18 protein-coding genes are annotated in these 20,552 nt (G+C 64.5%); 6 read left to right on the top strand and 12 right to left on the bottom strand.

Annotated elements, in window-relative coordinates; all coding sequences use genetic code 11:
* Positions 1 to 66: 66 nt before the first annotated feature.
* The 3 genes from GD628_RS10000 to GD628_RS10010 form a co-directional block, all read right to left on the bottom strand.
* Positions 67 to 546, bottom strand: a complete 480-nt coding sequence (locus GD628_RS10000) for a YbaK/EbsC family protein (RefSeq protein WP_152274635.1) — start codon at positions 544 to 546, stop codon at positions 67 to 69.
* Positions 547 to 636: 90 nt separating this feature from the next.
* Positions 637 to 1,512: an aldo/keto reductase gene (locus GD628_RS10005; protein ID WP_091604302.1), complete on the bottom strand. Its 876-nt coding sequence runs from the start codon at positions 1,510 to 1,512 to the stop codon at positions 637 to 639.
* Between the two features lie 68 nt (positions 1,513 to 1,580).
* Complete coding sequence (locus GD628_RS10010) at positions 1,581 to 2,150, bottom strand: CGNR zinc finger domain-containing protein (RefSeq protein WP_152274636.1); 570 nt, start codon at positions 2,148 to 2,150, stop codon at positions 1,581 to 1,583.
* 26 nt (positions 2,151 to 2,176) lie between these two features.
* On the opposite strand from GD628_RS10010, the gene GD628_RS10015 reads away from it, so the two are divergent.
* The gene (locus GD628_RS10015) at positions 2,177 to 2,389 is read left to right on the top strand and encodes a hypothetical protein (RefSeq protein ID WP_152274637.1); all 213 of its coding nucleotides are present in this window, start codon (positions 2,177 to 2,179) and stop codon (positions 2,387 to 2,389) included.
* Here the strand turns inward: GD628_RS10015 and GD628_RS10020 are convergent.
* From GD628_RS10020 to GD628_RS10030, 3 genes are all read right to left on the bottom strand, one after another.
* Complete coding sequence (locus tag GD628_RS10020; protein WP_152274638.1) at positions 2,386 to 3,075, bottom strand: M15 family metallopeptidase; 690 nt, start codon at positions 3,073 to 3,075, stop codon at positions 2,386 to 2,388. The two genes, GD628_RS10015 and GD628_RS10020, sit on opposite strands and share 4 nt — an antisense overlap.
* 61 nt (positions 3,076 to 3,136) lie before the next feature.
* Positions 3,137 to 4,525 carry a flavin monoamine oxidase family protein gene (locus GD628_RS10025; RefSeq protein ID WP_226802478.1) on the bottom strand — a complete coding sequence of 463 codons (1,389 nt, stop codon included), beginning with the start codon at positions 4,523 to 4,525 and terminating at the stop codon, positions 3,137 to 3,139.
* Positions 4,526 to 4,638: 113 nt separating this feature from the next.
* A complete protein-coding gene (locus GD628_RS10030; RefSeq protein WP_141653656.1) occupies positions 4,639 to 5,070 on the bottom strand; it encodes a hypothetical protein in 432 nt (143 codons plus the stop codon).
* 172 nt (positions 5,071 to 5,242) lie between these two features.
* On the opposite strand from GD628_RS10030, the gene arfB reads away from it, so the two are divergent.
* Positions 5,243 to 5,665: an alternative ribosome rescue aminoacyl-tRNA hydrolase ArfB gene (gene arfB, locus GD628_RS10035; RefSeq protein WP_152274639.1), complete on the top strand. Its 423-nt coding sequence runs from the start codon at positions 5,243 to 5,245 to the stop codon at positions 5,663 to 5,665.
* A gap of 193 nt (positions 5,666 to 5,858) precedes the next feature.
* On the top strand, positions 5,859 to 10,433 hold the full coding sequence (locus GD628_RS10040; protein ID WP_152274640.1) for a metallophosphoesterase: 4,575 nt from the start codon (positions 5,859 to 5,861) through the stop codon (positions 10,431 to 10,433).
* Positions 10,434 to 10,532: 99 nt separating this feature from the next.
* Here GD628_RS10040 and nrdF read toward each other — a convergent pair whose 3' ends face one another.
* From nrdF to nrdH, 4 genes are all read right to left on the bottom strand, one after another.
* A complete protein-coding gene (gene nrdF / locus GD628_RS10045; protein ID WP_091604277.1) occupies positions 10,533 to 11,507 on the bottom strand; it encodes a class 1b ribonucleoside-diphosphate reductase subunit beta in 975 nt (324 codons plus the stop codon).
* Between the two features lie 39 nt (positions 11,508 to 11,546).
* Positions 11,547 to 13,685: a class 1b ribonucleoside-diphosphate reductase subunit alpha gene (gene nrdE, locus GD628_RS10050; protein ID WP_176697597.1), complete on the bottom strand. Its 2,139-nt coding sequence runs from the start codon at positions 13,683 to 13,685 to the stop codon at positions 11,547 to 11,549.
* Positions 13,682 to 14,230: a class Ib ribonucleoside-diphosphate reductase assembly flavoprotein NrdI gene (gene nrdI, locus GD628_RS10055; RefSeq protein ID WP_152274641.1), complete on the bottom strand. Its 549-nt coding sequence runs from the start codon at positions 14,228 to 14,230 to the stop codon at positions 13,682 to 13,684. Before nrdI ends, nrdE begins: the two co-directional genes overlap by 4 nt.
* 114 nt (positions 14,231 to 14,344) lie before the next feature.
* Positions 14,345 to 14,590 carry a glutaredoxin-like protein NrdH gene (nrdH, locus tag GD628_RS10060; protein WP_091605847.1) on the bottom strand — a complete coding sequence of 82 codons (246 nt, stop codon included), beginning with the start codon at positions 14,588 to 14,590 and terminating at the stop codon, positions 14,345 to 14,347.
* Positions 14,591 to 14,935: 345 nt separating this feature from the next.
* On the opposite strand from nrdH, the gene GD628_RS10065 reads away from it, so the two are divergent.
* Positions 14,936 to 15,877, top strand: a complete 942-nt coding sequence (locus tag GD628_RS10065) for a LysR family transcriptional regulator (RefSeq protein ID WP_152274642.1) — start codon at positions 14,936 to 14,938, stop codon at positions 15,875 to 15,877.
* Between the two features lie 78 nt (positions 15,878 to 15,955).
* A complete protein-coding gene (locus tag GD628_RS10070) occupies positions 15,956 to 17,050 on the top strand; it encodes an FUSC family protein (protein WP_091604266.1) in 1,095 nt (364 codons plus the stop codon).
* Here the strand turns inward: GD628_RS10070 and GD628_RS10075 are convergent.
* The gene (locus tag GD628_RS10075; protein WP_226802479.1) at positions 17,047 to 18,135 is read right to left on the bottom strand and encodes an App1 family protein; all 1,089 of its coding nucleotides are present in this window, start codon (positions 18,133 to 18,135) and stop codon (positions 17,047 to 17,049) included. The two genes, GD628_RS10070 and GD628_RS10075, sit on opposite strands and share 4 nt — an antisense overlap.
* A 119-nt stretch (positions 18,136 to 18,254) precedes the next feature.
* Positions 18,255 to 19,325, bottom strand: a complete 1,071-nt coding sequence (locus GD628_RS10080) for a fatty acid desaturase family protein (protein ID WP_091604261.1) — start codon at positions 19,323 to 19,325, stop codon at positions 18,255 to 18,257.
* Positions 19,326 to 19,552: 227 nt separating this feature from the next.
* Between GD628_RS10080 and GD628_RS10085 the strand changes: the two genes are divergently transcribed.
* Positions 19,553 to 20,515: a patatin-like phospholipase family protein gene (locus GD628_RS10085; protein WP_091604259.1), complete on the top strand. Its 963-nt coding sequence runs from the start codon at positions 19,553 to 19,555 to the stop codon at positions 20,513 to 20,515.
* The last annotated feature ends 37 nt before the right edge of the window (positions 20,516 to 20,552 follow it).

A 20,552-nucleotide genomic window follows, 5' to 3' on the forward strand; every position in this document is an offset into this window, starting at 1 on the left:
GGTCTGCCTACCACCCTGCGCCCGCCCGCCGGCGCCGTCAACAGGCCGCAGGCGGCGCATTTGATCTCAGTCGACCTTCACCACTGTGCCGCCGGTCAGCCGAACGAGCTCCGCAAGGTTTGTCCGGAACACCGAATACGGCGTTCCCGCGGCGACCCACACAGCGGGATAGCCGCCCAGGTCCTCGTCGATGGCGGTTTCCACGGGCACGGGGTGCCCGAGGGGAGCAACGCCGCCGATCTCCTGGCCCGTTGCCTCCCGCACCTGCTCCGGTGTCGCCCGCCTGATCTTCTGCTTGCCCAGGCGCTGGGCCAGCGCCGCCGTGTCCACCCGGTGCGCACCGGACGTGATGACCAGGAGGGGCGCTGAGTCCGCCATGAACACCAGGCTGTTCCCAATCGCTCCCACCTCACAGCCCAGCGTCTGCGCAGCCTCGACGGCGGTCCGCGCGGATCCGTCCGTCACCACTACCTGCGCTGCCGATCCGCGCTCGGTAAGCGCCTGTTCAACCCGTGCCGACGCCGCGGCCCACTGGGGATTCTCCATGGCCGTGAGACTAGCAAAGCGCGGCGGAGCGGCGTCGTACTGTGTCCTCCCGGGACGGTATCTTTCCGGGACGGCGCCGTGCGGGCCGTGTCAGCTCCGGGTGATGGTTCCCGGATCGGGGCCGGCGCGGACACCGGTGTCCAGGGCGCTGATGTCGGACAGTTCGGCGGCGCTCAGGGAGAAATCGAAGAGGTCGATGTTCTCCGCGATCCGCTTGGGGGTCACCGATTTGGGAATCACGCAGATGCCCAGCTGGATCTCCCAGCGGAGGATCACCTGGGCAGGTGTCTTGTGGTGAGCCGCGGCGATGCGGACGATCACCGGGTCATGCAGCGGGTCCTTCGGCGCTGCCCCGGATCCGTGCCGCCAGTACCGGGTGACGCCGCCGATCGGCGACCATGCCTCGGTCAGGATACCGTTCTCCAGGTTGAAGGCGCGCAGCCCGGGTTCACTGAAATAGGGGTGCACCTCTATCTGGTTTACGGCCGGTACGACGTCGGTGCGCGCAAGCAGGTCACTGAGCTCTTCCGTCCCGAAGTTGCTCACCCCGATGGCCCGCACCCGGCCCTGTTCGTACAGGGTCTCAAGCGCCCGGTAGGAAGCTACGGTGAGGTCGAAGTCGGACGGCAGCGGCTGGTGGAGCAGGTACAGGTCCAGCACGTCCAGGCCCAGCCTGGCCATGCTGGCGTCGAAGGCACGCAGGGCCGCGTCATAGCCGTAGTCATCAACCCAGAGCTTGGTGGTGATGAACAGTTCGGCCCGGTCGAAGCCGGACTGGGCGAGGGCAGCGCCAACTTCAGTTTCGTTGCGGTAGGCAGCTGCCGTGTCGATGAGCCGGTAACCGTTGGCCAGCGCGGTCTCCACCGCAACCGTGGTCTCCGCCGGGGCGCTTCGATAGACACCGAAGCCCACCGCATCCAGGACCACGCCGTTGTTCAGGGTCAGCTTGGGCATGATGGCATTCATCGAAAAGCTCCTAGCGTGCGCAGGGTCTGGCTTCCAGAATCCCGCACTCTGCCTTCCCTGCACAGCCTTCAGCGCCCGGGACGGGACCGGCCCGCCGACGCGGGCCAGTTCTGCGCGGCCCGGTGCCGGCGGACGGCTGCCCGGTTGCCGCAGCGGACAGAACAAAACCGCTGGCGGCCGTTGCGGGTGACGTCCACGACGACGTTGCGGCATGGATCCCCCGGGGCGTCACCGGCTTCGCACCGCTTCAGCCGAGTCATTCCCCGCGTGGTCAGGTGCAGGGCCGTTCCCACGCTGAAGACTGCCAGCAGCACCCCGGCCAGGGGCTGCCCGTCGTCGCGGTAGTGCAGGTGCCAGCCTTCCTGGTCATGGTCGGTCAGCCGGGGGTAGGCCGCAGCGTCCTTCATCAACTCGTTCAGCAGTTCGGCGCGGAGGGCTGGGGCGCCGGCATCCACCACCTCCAGCCACCGCTGGATGACCCGGTGAACCGCTTCGTGGTCCCCAGGCGCGTGGGGAAAGTCCATGGTCATACCGTGTTCGCGGGTCCGGGCGATGATGCCCGCCCGTGATTCCGGCCAGTCGTTGGCCAGCGACGCCGCCAGAAGGACAGCGTACTCGCCGTAAGGGTTGAGATGCATAAGAGCATTACAGCATGCTCGGAGGCATGAACATCGATCTCGACCGGCGGACACCGCCGCAAGCCCCTCCCGCCGCCTGCGAACACGGGTGGGTGACGGCATCCAGACACGCGACCTCGCAGGGTGTCATCGTCTATGTGCGCTGCGTGCGCTGCCGCACCCACCGGGTGGAGCTGGCTTCTCCCGAAGCCGCGATGCCGGCGCGGGCACTGAGCCGCCCGGTGCGGGGCGCGGTCTAGTAGTTCGGTGCCGGCGGCAGGCCGGCGAACTGTTCCAGGGTCTGGCCGGAACGGTGGAGCTTGGCGGCGAGCTCGGTCCCCACGAAGCGCAGGTGCCACGGCTCGTACGCAAATCCGGTAACCGGTGCGGCGCCGTCGGGGTACCGGACCACAAAACCGTACCGGTGGGCGTTGGCGGCAGCCCAGGCCCCCGCCGGTGTCGCTTCGAAACAGGCCTCGAGGGCGCAGGATCCGTCCGCGTTGCCAATGTCCACGGCGAGCCCGGTCTGGTGTTCGCTGTATCCGGCGCGGGCCGAGATGCCGTCCGCTGTCTCAGGCCCGTAGCTGGCTGTGTACGAGTCATGGATGTGAGCCTGGTCCGCGGCCGTGCGGTAGCCGCTGACAGCCGTTATACCAACGCCGGCGGCAGCCGCGTCCGCGTTCAAGCGGCTGAAGGCACCCGCTGCCTCGCGACGCAGAAGCACGCCCCCGGCGTCGTGCAGTTCCGCCGGAACGTAGGCGGGATCGGCCAGCGGCCGGTTCTTGTTGACGACGACGGCGAGGCTGGAGGGCGAGTCGAAGTCCAGCTGCGCTGTTTGTGCCGCTGCCTGCTGCGCCTGGGATTCGAACCATGAGAGATATCCCAGCAGGCACAGGCACACACAGCCGATGAGGGCGATGTGGGTCTTGACGAGCTGGCGCGGCATTTGTTCCTCCCCTGCAACTTTCCCACAATCCGGCAAGGCGGAGCAGTACCGACGCGGATATTCACGACGCGCGGAACGACGCCTGCAACGGTTCAGCCAGGGCTTCGTAGGGCGCTTGCGTTCCGAGGATCCGTTCCGCTGCCCGGTGCCCCGAGCAGAGGGCCGCGTTGACGGTGGCTGGATCTTCCTCCCAGGTGGCCTCCCCGGCCAGATGCAGCACGCCGTCGATGGGCGCTGCGATGAGCGTGTGGTCCTCCCCGGTGCATCCCCGCGCCATGTAGGCATAGGCACCGCCGGCGAACTCGTCGCCCTGCCAGTCGGTGATCCGGGCGTGCACGGGGGAAGGAATTTCGGAACCGTATATTTGCTGCAGTGAAGCCATCACTGAGTCCACCACGCGTGCTTGCGGCCACCCTCGAATCTCCCGGGCGCACTCCCCCGCCGCGAAGGTCAGGAGCGTGGGTTCACCGGAGATGGCAGTGAGGTCATACCAGGAATGCCACCAGCTGGCAGCTTCGCCCTGCCGGCGGACCGCATACACGTCCTCATCCCAGAACCGCTCCGGGAAGCGCAGGAAGATCTTCTCGAAGGTGTTCATCCGGAACTTCGCAACCGCGCCCGCAATTGTCTCCGGCAGCGGCGGTTCAAACGTGAGGCGGCCTGACTGAAGGACACCGACCGGAACCGTGATTACCGCCTGTGCCGCCGCAAAGGTTCCCGCGCTTGTCTCCACGATGACGCCGGATTCGACCCCTGCTGCTCCGGGCCGCAGGACGCGGGTCGCTACATGCCCAAGCCGTACGTCGAGGCCGGCCGCAAGGTTGTATGCCAGCTCGTCGTATCCGCCGGGGAAGACCACCTCGTCGCCGAGAATGACCTCGTCTTCCAGGCCATGCGCGTCGAGCAGGTGCGAGTCGGCACCATACTGTTCCTCGGAACGGTGATCGAGGTATTCGATGACGCGCGCCGCCCGCTCCGGTTCCCAGTTGCCGGCCTCGGCCACCTGCCCGACGGCGGTGCGCGCCGCTTCTGCGTAGCTGTTGCCCGGTGGCGTGACCTCGATGACAGCGGTGAGCTGGTCTTCCACGCGGGCCGCATCGGCGATGAACTGGCCGGCGGCAGTGTCGGAGAGCCGGACGCCGTCGGGCCCGTAGTACGCGATGGGCCGGCCGCCCGGCTGGTAACTGCCAACTGTGAACTCGACGTCGGCCATCCCGAAGGCACGTGTCAGCGCGTGCAGCGGGCCGCCGTCGATCCCGTGGATCCAGGATGCGCCGAGGTCCGTGACCCGGCCGTCGAGGCGTTCGGTGTGCAGCCTGCCGCCGATCCGGTCCCTCGCCTCAAGTACCACCACGCGGTGTCCCCTGGCTGCCAGCAGCCGCGCAGCGGTAAGGCCCGACACTCCTGCCCCCACAACAACCGTGTCGAATTCTTCGGCCGGGATAGTCACGTTCAAACTCGCTTTTCAGATTCCGGAAACACTATTCGAACCTCACAGTAATTCGGCACCGGGTGAGCCTGGCTATTCAGCGTCATCTGTTTCAGTGGTTGGGCAGCCGGGGATTATCCCTCTGCCATGAGGTCCACGTAGCGGCCACCCAGCTGATAGGCAAGGTCCTTCAGTTCCTTCTCGCCGGGAGCCGCGGTTCCGGGCCGAGGCAGCACGTGCCAGTTGGCACCCTCAGCCACGCCGAGCGGTCCATTCTGGGCGTTCGGCAGCATGTTGGAAACGGTGATTCTGTCGTCCTCATTTTCGTAGCGGACAATCTGCAGCCCTTCGGAGCACATGGCGTACTGCGGCAGGTATCCGTCGAAGACGATTGTCCCCGGCTCCGCTGCCGTTTCGGGATCGCAGCCATACAGTCCGTTGACGGCGGCCAGCAGCTCATCCGCGGAGCCGAATCGTGACAGCTGCACGTCCGGCGCGGGTTCCCCGGCGGCGCCGGATGCGCAGCCCGCGAGCAGCGCCGCTGCTGCCAGAAGTGTTCCAGCCACAGAATAACCAGTGTTCCCTTTGCCCATGTCCAGCGTCTCCCCCATGAGATTTCGGTGCCCTTCACTGCGGCATGCGCAGGTCCCGCCCTCTGTCGGTCCTCAGCTTAGCTGCAGGCTCAACGGGCATGGGGTGCCTGACGCAGGGATCGAGCATTCGTGCGACGCTGGTGCCATGGACCTATCGGTATCGCCTGCGCTGACGATCCCTGCCTCGGAGCTGGTCTGGCGCTTCTCCCGCTCTTCCGGACCTGGCGGGCAGCACGTGAACACCACGGACAGCCGCGTCGCGCTGTCCTGGAACGTTGCGCATTCTCCGGTGCTGTCGGACGAGCAGCGGGCAATGCTGCTCCAGCGTCTGGGGCACCGCCTGATTGCCGGATCACTGGTTGTGACGGCGTCGGAACAGCGGTCCCAGCTGCGCAACCGCGAGATCGCCCTGGCAAAGCTCGCCGAGGCGGTGGCACGTGGGCTGGAACGTGGCCCTGCCGTCCGCCGCCGTACCAAACCCACACGGGGATCGAAGGTTCGGCGTCTCGACGCTAAGAAGCAGCGGTCAGCGACCAAACAGCAGCGGCGGAAGCCTATGGGCGATTAGTTTCATGGCCCTGCTGCTGTCCAGGCAGAACCGGATGAAGGCGCATACCTCCCATTGGTCTTTTGTTCAGCTGCAGGACACGTTCCATCCCTAGGCTCTGGGAATCACCCGATCCTCTCCTAGGAGTCCTCCCTTGCCGCAGTCCCACTGCCAACCCGTGCCCGGAAGGTGTGGCCGGAATTCTCTTTCCTCCGTGACCGCCGTGTTCCTGGCTGCCGCTGTTACCGCCGGTTTCCTGACCACGTCAATGGGCGCAGCGGCCGCTGCCCCGGCGCCCGTTTTACCCGCTTTGATGGTCACCGAAATCGCACCGGACAACACCGGATATGACAACTTCGAATTCTTTGAGGTCCTGAACACCACAGGCACCGACATTTCCGTTGGAACGGCTGGAGCCCAGCTCTCCTACACCTACACCGATTCCGATGACCAAAGCCGGGATGTTCCTCTCTCGGTTCCGGACGGAACAGTGATTCGGCCCGGCCAGGCAACCGTGTTCTGGGTCCAGTATCAAACAGCGACCGTAGACACTGCCGGGAGGACCGACGCCGACTTCCGCTCTTACTACGCGTCTTTGGACGGGACGGCTCCGGGCGGGTACCCCCTGGTTAGGGTGTCCGGACAGGCCGGACTAGCCAATGGCGGCGAACGCGGCATCCGGGTCTCCGATAATGCCGGCCAAAGCATCAGCTGGTCCTACTACCCTGCCGGCTCGACCGGCATTGACGTTTCCGCCCATTTCAGGCCCGGAGACGGCGGCACGCCTGCACTTCGCGTTCTCGGTTCCGGAGTTCCCACCCCGGGCGCGGTAGATCCAGCCGCACTGGAGCCAGCCGGCCCGGCCCCCGGGCCGGCTCCGTCCGAGCCGCAGCCAACACCTGCTCCGGCCGAACCCGTACCCGTTCCGTCCCCAACCGGAGCGCCTGCGGAACCGAACCCGGCGGAGGGCGCTGAACTTCAGATCACCGAGCTCCTCGTGGACTCACCGAATGTGGGCGGCTCTGACGGATACGAGTTCATCGAGGTTTACAACCCCACCAGCCGCGCCATCAACTTCGGCGACTATCAGCTCCGCTATCTCTACCCGCTGGAGGACCTTAGCAACTCCAGCATCACGGACTGGCCAGCCAGCCCCGGCAACGTCTCGATCCCCGCCGGCGGCACCCTCGTGTTCTGGATCAAGAACGGCCCCAACGATGGCATGGACGCCGAAGAGTTCAACCGGATCTACGGCACCACCCTGGCCGCCGGCACCGATATCGTGGAAATCCATACCGGGGGCATGGCGAACGGCAGCGCACGGGGCATCGAGATCACCACCAAATCCGGAATACCCGTGAACCGGGCCTACTACAACCTTGGCGGAACCAAAGACGTCGCCGCGGGCCAGGGGCTGCAGTACGCTGCGGATGCGAAGGACAGGACACGGCAGGCACTGCTTGGCAACGCGGCCCCTACGCCGGGCGCAGTATCCGGGCAGCAGGCCGCCAACCCGCTGCAGGTCCTGCCGCTGGACGGGTCGGCACCGGAGATCACTGATGCCACATCGTCCACCTTCAGCGCCGGCACCGAGCTGACCATCGCCGCTGAAGCCCGGGACAACTCGATAGTCCGCAGCCTGACCCTTTACCTCAAAAGCAGCGCAGACCAGGACTTCACCGCCATCAACCTCCAGGCTGCCAATCCCGGGACGCCGTCCAGCCTGCAGTTCACCCACAAAGTGGCGGCGGCCGACCTCACCGGGAAGAAGTGGTACGAGTACTACCTGGTAGCCAGTGACGGGGGCAGTACCTCACAGACTCAGTTGCGCCGCATTAATGCCGAAGGCGCGGACAACGCCCCTGTCCGCCTGAACCTCGAAGAGGGTCAGTTCGTTTCGGGTACCACCACCGTTGCCGCCGCGGCGGACCAATACCCCTCTCCCGTACAGCTGGACATCGACGGGACGACGGTGGAGAGCACCGACCCGGCGCTCGAAGACGAACCGGTTTTCGCCTTCGAAGCCGCCGGCGTCGATACCTTCTTCCGCAACGGTGTCCTTGCCGGCGAAGACATCCTGCACATCTTCGACGACGGAATCTATGAGGGCTACGAAACCATCACCGTTTCCGTACCGCTGTCCAAGGTTTCTCCGGGCCAGGACACGGTCCTCAGCGTGTACTCAGGCACGAAGGCGGCCCCCGAAATTGATCCGGATGAAAACAATGACGACTTCCAGATCAAGAACCTGAGAATGATCCTGCCCGATGGCCGCACCCTGTACCCCGCCGGGTACACGGACCCCAACCGGGTGCTGAACATGGGCGACAGCGCGGGCAAGCTCGACTTCTTCGATGCCTCCTTCACAATCCCGGAGAACGCGTTCACCGCCCGTTCCTATGCCTGGGACACCACGGCCGTTCCGGACGGCGGACACAACGTCAGCGCCGAAATTCCCGGGTACTCACTCATCCGCACCGTCAGGGTCGACAACACCGCACCGGAGCTCACAACAACCATCGAGGAGGGGCAGGATTACCAGGGCGCCTTCACCATCGACGCCTCTGCTTCGGACGCCGGGTCCGGCGTTGACTCCATCAGCGCCCTCCTCGACGGGGAAACGATCCCGCTCCCCTACGAGACGTCGTCGCTCACCCTCCAGGCCGGATCCCATGACCTGGCCATTTCGGGCCAGGACAAGGCCGGCAACATTGCCCAAAAGACCATCCGGTTCACCACTCCGGTGGAGCAGCCCTCCGCAGAGGAACTCTCCCCCGCAGACAACACCGCGGTCGACGGCGGTCCCGTCACGTTGAGCGCCCGCGTCACGGACCCCAGCGCAGACCTCCTGGACGTGTGCTTCCGGGAAGGCTACCGCCTCGCCCCCGGGACATCATCCGTAGCGTCGTACCGCGGCACCACCAGCACCGCCGCCGGTCTGGACAGATCAGCGAAGACTCTGCTGGATGAGCGGGAACTGCAGAAAATCACCGGCTCTGACGGAGTGGAATCCGAGGTGTCTTCCAGCAGCGAATTCCCGTACCAGCTCTTCGAAGTCACCGTCCCGCCGAACGCAGGAACGGACTACACCGCCAGGCTCGAGTGGACCGGATCGGCCAATCCCGATGCCAAGGTCCTGATGTATGTACTCAACAGGACCAGCGGTGCGTGGGAAGAGGTGGACCGCCACGTCACCACCGGAGCCAGCGGCTCGTCCGCCTTCGACCTCACGGCCATGGTTCCGGCAGCGGAACACGAAGCGGAGGGGAAAATACAGGTTCTAATTCAGCACTCCGAAGGATTTGCCGGGGCGGACCGGTCCACCCGGTCCACTGTGGTGGAGCCGGCCCACTCTGAGGACACGCCCCGGAACGAATACGACTTCACGCTCGGCTGGGAATCGGATACGCAGTATTACAACGAGACCTTCTACGAGCACCAACTGAACATCCACCGATATTTCCTGAACCGCCGCGATGATCTTAACCTGCAGTACGTGTTCCACACCGGCGACATCGTCGATGAGTCGGACAAGCAATACCAGTGGGAAAACGCAGACGCCGCCTACCGGCAGCTGGACCAAGCAGGACTGCCGTACGGGGTGCTTGCCGGAAACCACGACGTCGGACACAAGACAGGAGACTACGGAGCCTTCTCCAACTGGTTCGGCGCCGGCCGGTTCAACCAGAACCCCTGGTACGGCGGCACGTACCAGGACAACAGAGGACACTATGACCTCATCACCGCCGGCGGAATCGACTTCATCATGCTCTACATGGGCTGGGGACCTGCCGACAAGGAAATCGACTGGATGAACAGCGTCCTGGAGAAATACCCGGAACGCACCGCAGTGCTGAACCTGCACGAATACCTCCTAACAACCGGCGGGCTGGGGCCGGTTCCGCAACGGATCCAGAACGAGGTCGTTGCGGCAAACCCCAATGTGGCCATGGTCTTCTCCGGCCACTACCACGACGCCTACACCCGGGTGGACGAATTCGATGACGACGGCGACGGCACCACCGACCGGAAAGTCCATCAGATCCTGTTCGACTACCAGGGCCTGCCCGAGGGCGGTCAGGGATTCCTGCGCCTCCTGCACTTCGACAACGCCGCAGGGGACGTCACCGCCCGCACCTACTCGCCGTCGCTGGACCAGTACAACTCGAACGATCCTTCGCTGGAACCCCACCATCAGGAATTCACCATGAGCTATGCGGACCTGGGCATCGAGGTCCGCACCAAGGAACTGGCCACCGATGCGTTCTCAGTGGACATTCTCTCCACTGCCGACATCAGCTGCCAGACCGGTGTCGAGAGCGGATCGCTTGTTACAGCAACCTGGGCCGATCCCGGCGAAGGCGAGCGGGGCTGGTACGTGGAGACGCGTGACCCCCATGGTGCCGTGCACTACTCACCGGTGAACCTGCTGTCCTTCAACCAGGGGCCGGTACCCGGCCCCACGGATCCTGCTGATCCCGTGGATCCAGGGAATGGGAACGACGGCGGCACCGGGAACGGTGGTGGCACGACGCCCGGTCCGGGTACCGGAGGGACGGGCCAGGCGCCGGACACTTCGGGCCCGGGAACGAATACCGGAAGCGCAGACCCCGGGCAGGCTGGCGGTATTCTGCCGTCTGCCGCATCGGACACTTCGAACGGCCGCGGCGCACTGGCCGCAACCGGCGTCCAGCGGGGATGGATGCTTGCTGCTGGAGCAGGACTTCTGCTGATGGCAGCTGGCACTGTTCTGCGGTTTGCCAAGCGGGGCCGCGCCGCCGGTAACTGATTTGTCTCCGGCATAAAACAAGGAGGGCCGCCTATCCGGGATTTTCCCCGGATAGGCGGCCCTTTGCCGCTTGCGGAACGAGTTTGCTCCGGCAGCGTACTAGAAGTCCCAGTCCTCGTCTTCGGTGTTCACGGCCTTGCCGATCACGTAGCTCGAGCCCGAGCCGGAGAAGAAGTCGTGGTTCTCATCCGCGTTCGGGGACAGCGCCGAAAGGATTGCCGGGTTCACGTCCGTCAGGGTGGACGGGAACATAGCCTCGTAGCCCAGGTTCATCAGGGCCTTGTTGGCGTTGTAGTGCAGGAACTTCTTGACGTCCTCAGCCAGCCCGACGCCGTCGTACAGGTCGTGCGTGTACTGGACTTCGTTCTCGTACAGTTCATACAGCAGCTCGTACGTGTAGTCCTTCAGCTCCTGGCGGCGCTCTTCGGAAACAGTCTCCAGGCCGCGCTGGAACTTGTAGCCGATGTAGTAGCCGTGCACGGCCTCGTCACGGATGATCAGGCGGATCAGGTCTGCAGTGTTTGTCAGCTTGGCCCGCGAGGACCAGTACATCGGCAGGTAGAAGCCGGAGTAGAAGAGGAAGGACTCCAGCAGGGTGGAGGCCACCTTGCGCTTCAGGGGATCATCGCCGCGGTAGTAATCCGTGACGATGTGGGCCTTCTTCTGCAGGTTCTCATTCTCCGTGGACCAGCGGAACGCTTCTTCGATCTCCTTGGTGGAGCACAGGGTGGAGAAAATCGAAGAGTAGCTCTTGGCGTGGACGGACTCCATGAACGCGATGTTCGTGTAGACCGCTTCCTCGTGCGGGGTGAGCGCATCGGGGATCAGGGAGACGGCACCCACAGTTGCCTGCACGGTGTCCAGCAGGGTCAGGCCGGTGAAGACCCGCATGGTCAGCTGCTGCTCTTCCGGCGTCAGCGTGTTCCATGACTGGACGTCGTTGGACAGGGGCACCTTCTCAGGCAGCCAGAAGTTGTTCACCAGGCGGTTCCAGACTTCTACGTCCTTGTCGTCCTGGATGCGGTTCCAGTTGATCGCCTGCACGTGGTCGATCAGCTTAAGCTTCTCGGTCATTGTTTTCCTTGTCTTGAAGAAGTCGAAGCGGGACGGCGGCTACAGCATGCAGCTGACGCAGCCCTCAACTTCGGTGCCTTCCAGGGCGAGCTGGCGCAGGCGGATGTAGTAGATGGTCTTGATGCCCTTGCGCCAGGCGTAGATCTGCGCCTTGTTGATGTCACGCGTGGTGGCGGTGTCCTTGAAGAACAGCGTCAGGGACAGGCCCTGGTCCACGTGCTGCGTGGCAGCGGCGTAGGTGTCGATGATCTTCTCGTAGCCGATTTCGTACGCATCCTGGTAGTACTCCAGGTTGTCGTTGGTCAGGTACGGAGCCGGGTAGTAGACACGCCCCAGCTTGCCTTCCTTGCGGATTTCAATCTTCGACGCCACCGGGTGGATAGAGGAGGTGGAGTTGTTGATGTAGGAAATCGAACCGGTCGGCGGAACAGCCTGCAGGTTCTGGTTGTAGATGCCGTGCTCCATGACCGAAGCGCGCAGCGCGGCCCAGTCGGCCTGGGTGGGAATGTGCACGTTCTCGAACAGTTCCCGCACACGCTCGGTCTGCGGAACCCATTCGCCGTTCACGTACTTGTCGAAGAACTCGCCGGAGGCGTACTTGGACTTCTCGAAGCCGGCAAACGTGCGGCCGGTTTCAATGGCCAGCAGGTTGGAGGCTCGCACGGCGTGGTAGACCACCGTGTAGAAGTAGATGTTCGTGAAGTCAATGCCTTCTTCGGAACCGTAGTGAACCCGCTCGCGGGCAAGGTAGCCGTGCAGGTTCATCTGGCCCAGGCCGATGGCGTGCGACTGGTCGTTGCCCTTGGCGATGGACGGAACCGAACCGATGTGGCTCATGTCCGAGACGGCGGTCAGGGCACGGATCGCGGTCTCGATGGTGAGGCCGAAGTCCGGGGAATCCATCGTCTTCGCAATGTTCAGCGAACCCAGGTTGCAGGAAATGTCCTTGCCGGTCTGGTCGTAGGAAAGGTCATCGTTGTACGTGGTGGGCTGGGAAACCTGGAGGATTTCCGAGCACAGGTTGGACATGATGATCTTGCCGTCGATCGGGTTTTCCCGGTTCACCGTGTCCTCGAACATGATGTACGGGTAACCGGATTCGAACTGGATTTCGGCCAGGGTCTGGAAGAACTCGCGGGCCTTGATCTTGGTCTTCTTGATCCGGGAATCGTCAACCATCTCGTAGTACTTCTCGGTGACCGAGACGTCGGAGAACGGCATGCCGTAGACCTTTTCGACGTCGTACGGGGAGAACAGGTACATGTCCTCATCACGCTTGGCCAGCTCGAAGGTGATGTCCGGAATGACGACGCCGAGGGAGAGGGTCTTGATGCGGATCTTCTCGTCCGCGTTCTCACGCTTGGTGTCCAGGAACCGGTTGATGTCCGGGTGGTGGGCGTGCAGGTACACGGCACCGGCGCCCTGGCGGGCACCGAGCTGGTTGGCGTAGGAGAAGGAATCTTCAAGAAGCTTCATCACGGGGATGACGCCGGAGGACTGGTTCTCGATCTGCTTGATCGGAGCACCGACCTCGCGGATGTTGGTCAGCGCGAAGGCAACGCCGCCGCCGCGCTTGGAGAGCTGCAGTGCGGAGTTGATGGACCGGCCGATCGACTCCATGTTGTCTTCGATGCGCAGCAGGAAGCAGGAGACCAACTCGCCGCGCTGCTTCTTGCCGGCGTTGAGGAACGTGGGGGTGGCGGGCTGGAAACGGCCCTCGATGATCTCATCCACCATCTGGGTGGCGAGCTGCTCGTTGCCGCGGGCCAGGTGCAGGGCAACCATGCACACGCGGTCCTCGTAGCGCTCCAGGTAACGCTTGCCGTCAAAGGTCTTCAGTGTGTAGGACGTGTAGAACTTGAAGGCCCCGAGGAAGGTTTCGAAGCGGAACTTCTTCTTGTAGGCCCGGTTGTAGAGCTCACGGATGAAGTTCATCGTGTACTGGTCGAGCGTCTCGCGCTCGTAGTAGTCGTTCTTGACCAGGTAGTCCAGCTTCTCTTCCAGGTCGTGGAAGAACACGGTGTTGTTGTTGACGTGCTGAAGGAAGTACTGGCGTGCAGCCGCACGGTCGGCGTCGAACTGGATTTCACCGTCCTTGCCGTAGAGGTTCAGCATGGCGTTGAGCTCGTGATAGCCCAGGCCCTTGTAGGCTTCCGGCAGCTCCTTGGAGTCCGTCATGCCGGCTTCTGCGACTGATGTGTCCAAAACTCTTCCAATCCTTGGTTTACCGTGGCAGCGTCCTCCGACGTGCCCATGAGTTCAAATCGATACAAAACGGGGACCTTGCACTTGGCGGAAATGATGTCCGCCGCCAGGCAGTAGTTCTCACCGAAGTTCGTGTTGCCCGCGCCGATGACGCCCCGGATAAGTTCCCGGTTCGACTCGACGTTCAGAAATTTGATGACCTGTTTGGGAACCGCACCCTTGGCTGCGGCTCCCGGCTGCGCTGCCGTTCCGCCGTAGGTGGGAAGCAGCAGGACGTACGGCCGGCGCGCCAGTAAAGTCGGCGCGGAGGTCAGCAGCGGAATCCGGGCGGACGGCCGGTTCAGTTTGGCTGCGAACCGTCCGGTGTAGCCGGACGCAGAGGTGAAGTACACCAGGTCTGCGTCAGTGACCGGATTCGGCTCGGGGGAATCCGCGTTCCCGGCCGAGCGGCCCGGGACGTGCACCCTGCCGGAGCCTGAGGCGGCTCCGGCTCCCGGAATCACGGTTCCCAATGTCATTGCATCCTGCTTCTTTGACAGCGGTTTGGCTTTTCTTGGCGGCTGCGCCGGTACTGCGTTCGTGCGGCCCTTGTGCCTTCCCGGCAGGGGCCGGCAGCGTGCGTCTAGTCCAGGCTAGGCGACGGAGGTGACGCTGGCCTGGGCCAGTTCCTCGATCTTGTCCGGGCGGAAGCCGGACCAGGAGTCCTGATCCGTGATAACCACGGGAGCCTGCATGTACCCCAGTGCCCGTACGCGCTCGAGTGCCTCCGGGTCCTGGGACATGTCGACGCTCTGGTACGCGATCCCCTTCTTGTCGAGGGCGCGGTAGGTGGCGTTGCACTGTACGCACGAGGGCTTGGTGTAAACCGTGACGGTCATGGTGGTCTCCCCTAGGTAATGCTGAAGTCTGTCCATTGATACTACATCCAGCCACTACATCTAGTGCGACAGCCGATGCCCTACCCCTAGATGATGTATTACAAGTATGTCATTCGACACGTCCGTCGTCCACAGTTTCTGCACAGGAAGAGCCGTGGATTTACGTGGGATTCCGCTGGGAAACACGTACTTCTCCACAGCCTGTGGAGACCGGGTGCACATGCTGTGGGGCTGGCGGAATGATCGCGTGTCGCCGCTGCTGGGCGTGTCGCGCGTAGTAGCTGCCACCACTAGATATTGTGGTCGACGTCGATTCGACGCACCACAGAGGGGAAAACGACGGCCGTGGTCAATCCGATCCACCTCAAGACCCTGCTCGAAGTTATGCGCAGCGGGTCCTTCGCAGCAGCCGCAGTGCACCTCGGCTACACCGCCTCCGCCGTTTCCCAGCAGATGTCCGCACTGGAGCGCGAGACCGGAACCACCCTCTTCGAGCGGTCCGCGCGCGCGGCAGTGCCTACGGAAGCCGCCGTCGTCATGTCCCGCCACGCCGCCAAGGTGCTGACCGACATGGACGCACTGCTGGCCGCCGCGGCCCGCGCGGAAGCCGGCACCGGGCACGAACTGCGCCTGGGCATCTTTCCCAGCCTCGCCACGTTCGCCCTCCCCCGGCTCGTGGGGTCCCCGGACTGGAAGGACCTGGGGATTGACCTGAAGATCTTCGTGGCCGAGCCCGGGCAGACAATCCAGGGGCTCCGCAGCGGCGGGGAACTGGATGTGGCACTGGTGTTCCAGGTGGGACAGGGCGGCCTGGCCTGGCCCGGGACCGTGAGCCGGCAATGGCTTGGGGATGACAACTTCCGTGTGGTGCTTCCCGAGGCATGGGGAATCCGGCCGGGTGCCAAGGTCACCGCCGAACAGCTGTCGGACATGCCGTGGATCATGCACCACCCGGGCACTCCGGATGCGCTCGTCATTGAACGGCTGTTCGCCAGCTGCAGCCTCCATCCGAGGGTGGCTGCCTACTGCGACGACTTCAATGCCAGCCTGGAGATGGCCGCCGCGGGCATCGGGGCCGCGCTGGTACCGGAACTGGCCATGCTGAACCACAGCCGCGGCGTCGTTGTCCTTGACGTTCCGGAGATCCGGCTGGCCCGGAGCATCTTTGCCCTGGTCATCAATGACCGTCAGGGTCCGCGCACCCGGGTCTTCCTGGACCGGCTGGCCGATGTGCTGGAAGGCATCAGCATCTCGCCCTCCCCCGGCCCGGTTCCTCCGCCGCGGTAGGCAGCCGGGCGGCTGGCCCGGGCAGTGGGACAGGTCGCATAAATCGACGGCCCGGCAGGCAGCAGGCATACTGGCCAAATGGCTCTCCGCGGCAAGTCCTTGCCCAAACCGTCCCTGGCAGCTGTGTCCAACCGGCTCACCGGGATGCTGCGCTACACCCGCTTCCAGCTCGCGGTGAAGGCGGCCGTGGCAGTCGGCATCGCCTGGAGCATCGCCCCGCTGATTCCCGGAGTCGCCTCCGAGTACCCGTATTACGCGCCCCTGGGCGCCCTGGTCAGTATGTATCCGACGGTCGCCGGCACGGCGCGGGCGGGAATCCAGACCCTGATTGGCCTCGTCAGCGGAATCGGCCTGGCCCTGATCGCCCTTTTGTTTGGCGGACCCACCGTGTGGACCATCTCCCTGATTGTGGGACTCGGCGTGCTGCTCGCCGGCATTCCCCGGCTCGGCGCAGGGCGGGACTACCTGCCGGTAGCGGCACTGTTCGTGCTGGTACTGGGCGGCGACGACGCCGACGGTTACTCCTACGGCTACGCCGTACAGATGCTCGTGGGCGTTCTCGTGGGCCTAACCGTCAACGCAGTGCTCTATCCGCCGCTGCACCTGAACGGCGCGGTGGACGGACTGGCCTCGCTGCGGCTTACCCTGGCCCGCCAGCTGCGGGAAATGGGCATGGCCGTTGGCGAGTCGTGGCCGCCGGAGCACGAGGACTGGTCCAACCGCCGCACGGAGCTGATTTCCTTCAGCCGCGAAGTCCGGGAAGCGGTGCAGCTGGCCGACTCCAGCCGCCACGGCAACCTTCGGCGGCGGCGCCACCAGCGTGACCTGAACGCAGATTTCCGTGCGCTGCGCGCCATGGAACGCGTCACGCTCTATGTGGAGGACATGACAGAGGTCCTGGCCACGGCCATCTGGACCTCGCCGGAGGAGACTCCGGTTCCCGGGACGGTGTCCGAGGCACTGGAACGCGCCATGCTCACGTCCGCGGACGCAGTCGAAACCTGGGACGCCGATGCGCAGGAGTACGCCGAGGCGGTCAACGCCGTCCGGGAGCTCGTCAGCACCATGAACGGACAAGCGTCACCGGACACCCCGATGGACGCCACCGCCTCGCTGGCGATGAGCCTGCGGCGCATCATGCGCACCATCCGCACGGAGGAAGACCAGCCTTAGCCGGCCTCGGGCAGGATCCCCTTCTCCATCAGCTGCCGGGACATTCCTGCACCGTCCGGAGCGTAGATCCAGGGAATGTCCCGCGGCGGGGCGCCGGGACCGGATGACCGTCCGCCGGCCAGGACGGCCTCGCTCGGGGAAAGTTCCCGAATGGCCACGGCCCGCACGTTCTGTGGATGGGTCCGGCTGAACTCCGCATAAATTGCCTCATCATGCTGGCCGTTGTCTCCGATGAGGAGCCAGCTGATGTCCGGGAACTCCTTGGCCAGACGCTCAAGCTGGGTGCGTTTATGCTCCGGACCGCTTCGGAACCAGCGGTCACGGGTGGGGCCCCAGTCAGTGAGCAGCAGCGGCCCGGCCGGGTACAGGTTGCGGGTGATGAAGCGCGTCAGGGTTGCGGCTACGTTCCACGCCCCGGTGGAGAGATAGAAAACCGGTCCGCCTTCGTTCTCCCGCATCAGCCGGTCCATCAGCACTGCCATCCCCGGGGTGGGAGTCCTGGCATGCTCATCGAGGACAAAGGTGTTCCACGCGGCGAGGAAGGGACGCGGCAGGGCAGTGACCATGATGGTGTCGTCGATATCGGATATGACGCCCGTCGTGGCCGCCGGATCGACGATGTAGACCGGGGAGGCAACCGGCGCGGCGTCGGGCTCTGCCTCCGGACGCAGCGTAATGCTCTGCCAGCCCGGCGCCAGGGATGCCGGAAGTACGGTGTCGATGACACCGCCGCGGTCTGCGGTGACAAGGTGTTTTTCATCGCCGATCTCGACGCAGACGACGGCGTCGTTGACCGGCGGGCTGATGAAGTTCCGCCACCCGCGCACCCCGTCACGCAGCGCCTGCGCGGTTCCGGTGCGGGCCGAGAGTTTGCCCGGCTTGGCCAGGACCACCCTGCCCAGCACCCGCACCCAGGTAGTCGAGCCGTACCCGGTGAAGGACAGCACCGTCTGCACGCCCCCGCCTTTGCGGGCAGCGTTCATGCGGGTGGAGTGGATCCGGTCCTCGAGCCTGGCACCAATATGCATTGCCTGGTCCTTGGTGCGTTTAACGGCGGGCAGTCCGGCTACGGGAGTTGAAGGCATGCCCCCAGTCTTGCAGACAGCCAGGGCACTTTATATCCGGCTTCGGCTCCGGACAACGCAAAAGGACGGCCCCCCGGACCGGGAGCCGTCCCTGCCTGCCTGTTCCGGCAGCGCGTGGCCTAGCGGTACTGGGACCGCACCGGGCAGTCGAACGGATCGCGGGCGGAAAGACCCACGCGGTTCAGATAGCGGACCACAATCGCATAGGACTGCGTCAGCGTTGCCTCGGTGTACGGAATCTTGTGCTTGGCGCAGTGCTCTTTCACGATTTCCGAGGCACGGGCCAGATGCGGGCGCGGCATGCTCGGGAACAGGTGGTGCTCCACCTGGTAGTTCAGTCCGCCCATGAACGTGTTCATGCCGCGGCCGGTGATGTTACGCGAGGTCAGGACCTGACGGCTGAGGAAGTCAACCTTGGAGTCACGCGGAATCAGCGGCATGCCCTTGTGGTTCGGCGCGAAGGACGCGCCCATGTAGACACCGAAGACGCCGAGCTGGACGCCGAGGAAGGCGAACGCCATACCCACGGGCAGGAAGAAGAACACTGCGGCCACGTAGAGGCCCAGGCGCAGGAAGACCATGGTGATCTCCGTGTAGCGGCCCTTGACTTTGTTCTTGGAGAACAGGTGCCGGATGGAGGTTGCATGCAGGTTGATGCCTTCGAGCAGCAGCAGGGGGAAGAAGAGCCAGCCCTGGCGGCGGGTCAGCCACGCCAGAAAACCCTTGCGGGTTTCGGCCTGCTCAACCTGGAAGGAGATGGTGTCCATCTCGATGTCCGGGTCCTTGCCCACCGTGTTGGGGTTGGCATGGTGCCGGGTGTGCTTGTTCATCCACCACTGGTAGCTGATGCCTACGACGGCGTTGGCGAGGAATCGACCGGCGCGGTCGTTCGCGGGACCGGACTCGAATACCTGGCGGTGGGAAGCTTCATGGGAAATAAAGGCAAGCTGCGTGAACAGGATGCCCAGTGCTGCTGCGATCAGCAGCTGGAACCAGCTCTCCCCTATCAGGAAGAAGCCGGTGCCGGCAGCGATGAGGCCGGCGCAGAGGAACACGAAGGTGGTGATGTAGAAAGCACGGCGCCGCTTGAGCAGCCCTTCGTCGCGGATGATCTTCAGCAGCGCTGAATAGCTGCTTGCAACAGCGTTCTCGCGGTTCCTGGTGGTACGTGGTTGTGCAGCAATGCTCATAAGCGCCTCTGGAGTCTCTTCGACTTCCCAGCCGCGTAGTAGAGCAATTGCCCTGTAGATGTGGCAAGCGTAACCCGGAATACTGGCAATACGCTGTGACCGCTCCGTAACAAAGAGGTTCCGGCCGTTGGCTGGCGGAACGGGCGCGCACCGTTGACCGGCTCCGAGGCCGGCAGCCAGCATGGCTCCCACGTACCGCCACGCCCGCCACAACCCTGGGAGCCGCAATGATTCGAGTCCTTTCACTTGACGGCGGCGGAATCCGGGGAATCCTCCCGGCCTCCTGGCTTGCCGCCCTCGAGGAACAAACCGGAAAACCGGTCTCCCAACTCTTTGACGTAGTGGTCGGAACGTCAACCGGGGGAATCCTGGCCCTGGGGCTCACCAGCCCCGGCACGAACGGCGTGCCGCCCACCGCCGCTGAATTGCTCAGCCTCTACGTTGACCACGGAGCGGAGATCTTCTCCGGCACCGGGCAGGAACCCCGCGGCACCGTTTCCCCGGGTCCGAAGGCCCGCTACTCCTCGGAGCCCCTGCGCCGGTACCTGAATGGCTTCTTTGGGGACCTGCCGCTTTCCGCGGCCCTGAAACCGGTGGCAGTTGTGACGGTGGACATCCGCAACGTCGCCGGGCTGCTCTTCAGCGGCGGAGGGCTTGGACAGGACCCGCTCGGGGACGCACCGATGCAGCTCGCGGCACTGGCGACGTCGTCCGCCCCCACCTATTTTGAACCGGTGCCTTACCGCGGGCCGGACGGCGTGGACCGGCTGCTGGTGGACGGCGGGCTGGCCGCGAACGATCCTGCCTTTGTGGGGTTCGCCATCGCCCTGGTGCAGCAGCGCACGGTCCGGAAAGGTGAGGACATCCTGCTGGTGTCCATGGGAACCGGCCTGCAGAACGGTGGAGAGTCCCTTGAGCCCAATGCGGTGTCCCAGCTGGCACACCCTGAGCAGCTCGCCGCCCTGGAACCGATCATCGAGTCCCTGTATGGAGCACCCGGCCGCCTCACCCGAAACCTGCTGGGCCTCGCCATTGGCGAGCGGTACGTGCGCCTGCAGGTCCCGTTGCTGCCCGGCGTCGGGCATGCACTGGACGATGCCAGTCCGGAGAACATCGGCGGTCTGCTGCGAACCGCCGCAACGCTGACAGCTGCCGGCGAGCTGCGGGACCTGGCAGCACTGCTCAGCTGAACGGTTTGACATTGACGCTGCGTCAACCCTTAGCGTT

The sequence above is a fragment of the Arthrobacter koreensis genome (assembly GCF_009193255.1).
Taxonomy (GTDB): Bacteria; Actinomycetota; Actinomycetes; order Actinomycetales; family Micrococcaceae; genus Arthrobacter_B; species Arthrobacter_B koreensis.

Coding starts and splice junctions, on each gene's coding strand:
- GD628_RS10080 (WP_091604261.1), bottom strand. CDS start 19,325: ATGAGCATTGCTGCACAACCACGTACCACCAGGAACCGCGAGAACGCT.
- GD628_RS10000 (WP_152274635.1), bottom strand. CDS start 546: ATGGAGAATCCCCAGTGGGCCGCGGCGTCGGCACGGGTTGAACAGGCG.
- GD628_RS10070 (WP_091604266.1), top strand. CDS start 15,956: ATGGCTCTCCGCGGCAAGTCCTTGCCCAAACCGTCCCTGGCAGCTGTG.
- nrdH (WP_091605847.1), bottom strand. CDS start 14,590: ATGACCGTCACGGTTTACACCAAGCCCTCGTGCGTACAGTGCAACGCC.
- GD628_RS10085 (WP_091604259.1), top strand. CDS start 19,553: ATGATTCGAGTCCTTTCACTTGACGGCGGCGGAATCCGGGGAATCCTC.
- GD628_RS10005 (WP_091604302.1), bottom strand. CDS start 1,512: ATGAATGCCATCATGCCCAAGCTGACCCTGAACAACGGCGTGGTCCTG.
- GD628_RS10010 (WP_152274636.1), bottom strand. CDS start 2,150: ATGCATCTCAACCCTTACGGCGAGTACGCTGTCCTTCTGGCGGCGTCG.
- GD628_RS10020 (WP_152274638.1), bottom strand. CDS start 3,075: ATGCCGCGCCAGCTCGTCAAGACCCACATCGCCCTCATCGGCTGTGTG.
- GD628_RS10075 (WP_226802479.1), bottom strand. CDS start 18,135: ATGCCTTCAACTCCCGTAGCCGGACTGCCCGCCGTTAAACGCACCAAG.
- arfB (WP_152274639.1), top strand. CDS start 5,243: ATGGACCTATCGGTATCGCCTGCGCTGACGATCCCTGCCTCGGAGCTG.
- nrdF (WP_091604277.1), bottom strand. CDS start 11,507: ATGACCGAGAAGCTTAAGCTGATCGACCACGTGCAGGCGATCAACTGG.
- nrdE (WP_176697597.1), bottom strand. CDS start 13,685: ATGACGGACTCCAAGGAGCTGCCGGAAGCCTACAAGGGCCTGGGCTAT.
- nrdI (WP_152274641.1), bottom strand. CDS start 14,230: ATGACATTGGGAACCGTGATTCCGGGAGCCGGAGCCGCCTCAGGCTCC.
- GD628_RS10015 (WP_152274637.1), top strand. CDS start 2,177: ATGAACATCGATCTCGACCGGCGGACACCGCCGCAAGCCCCTCCCGCC.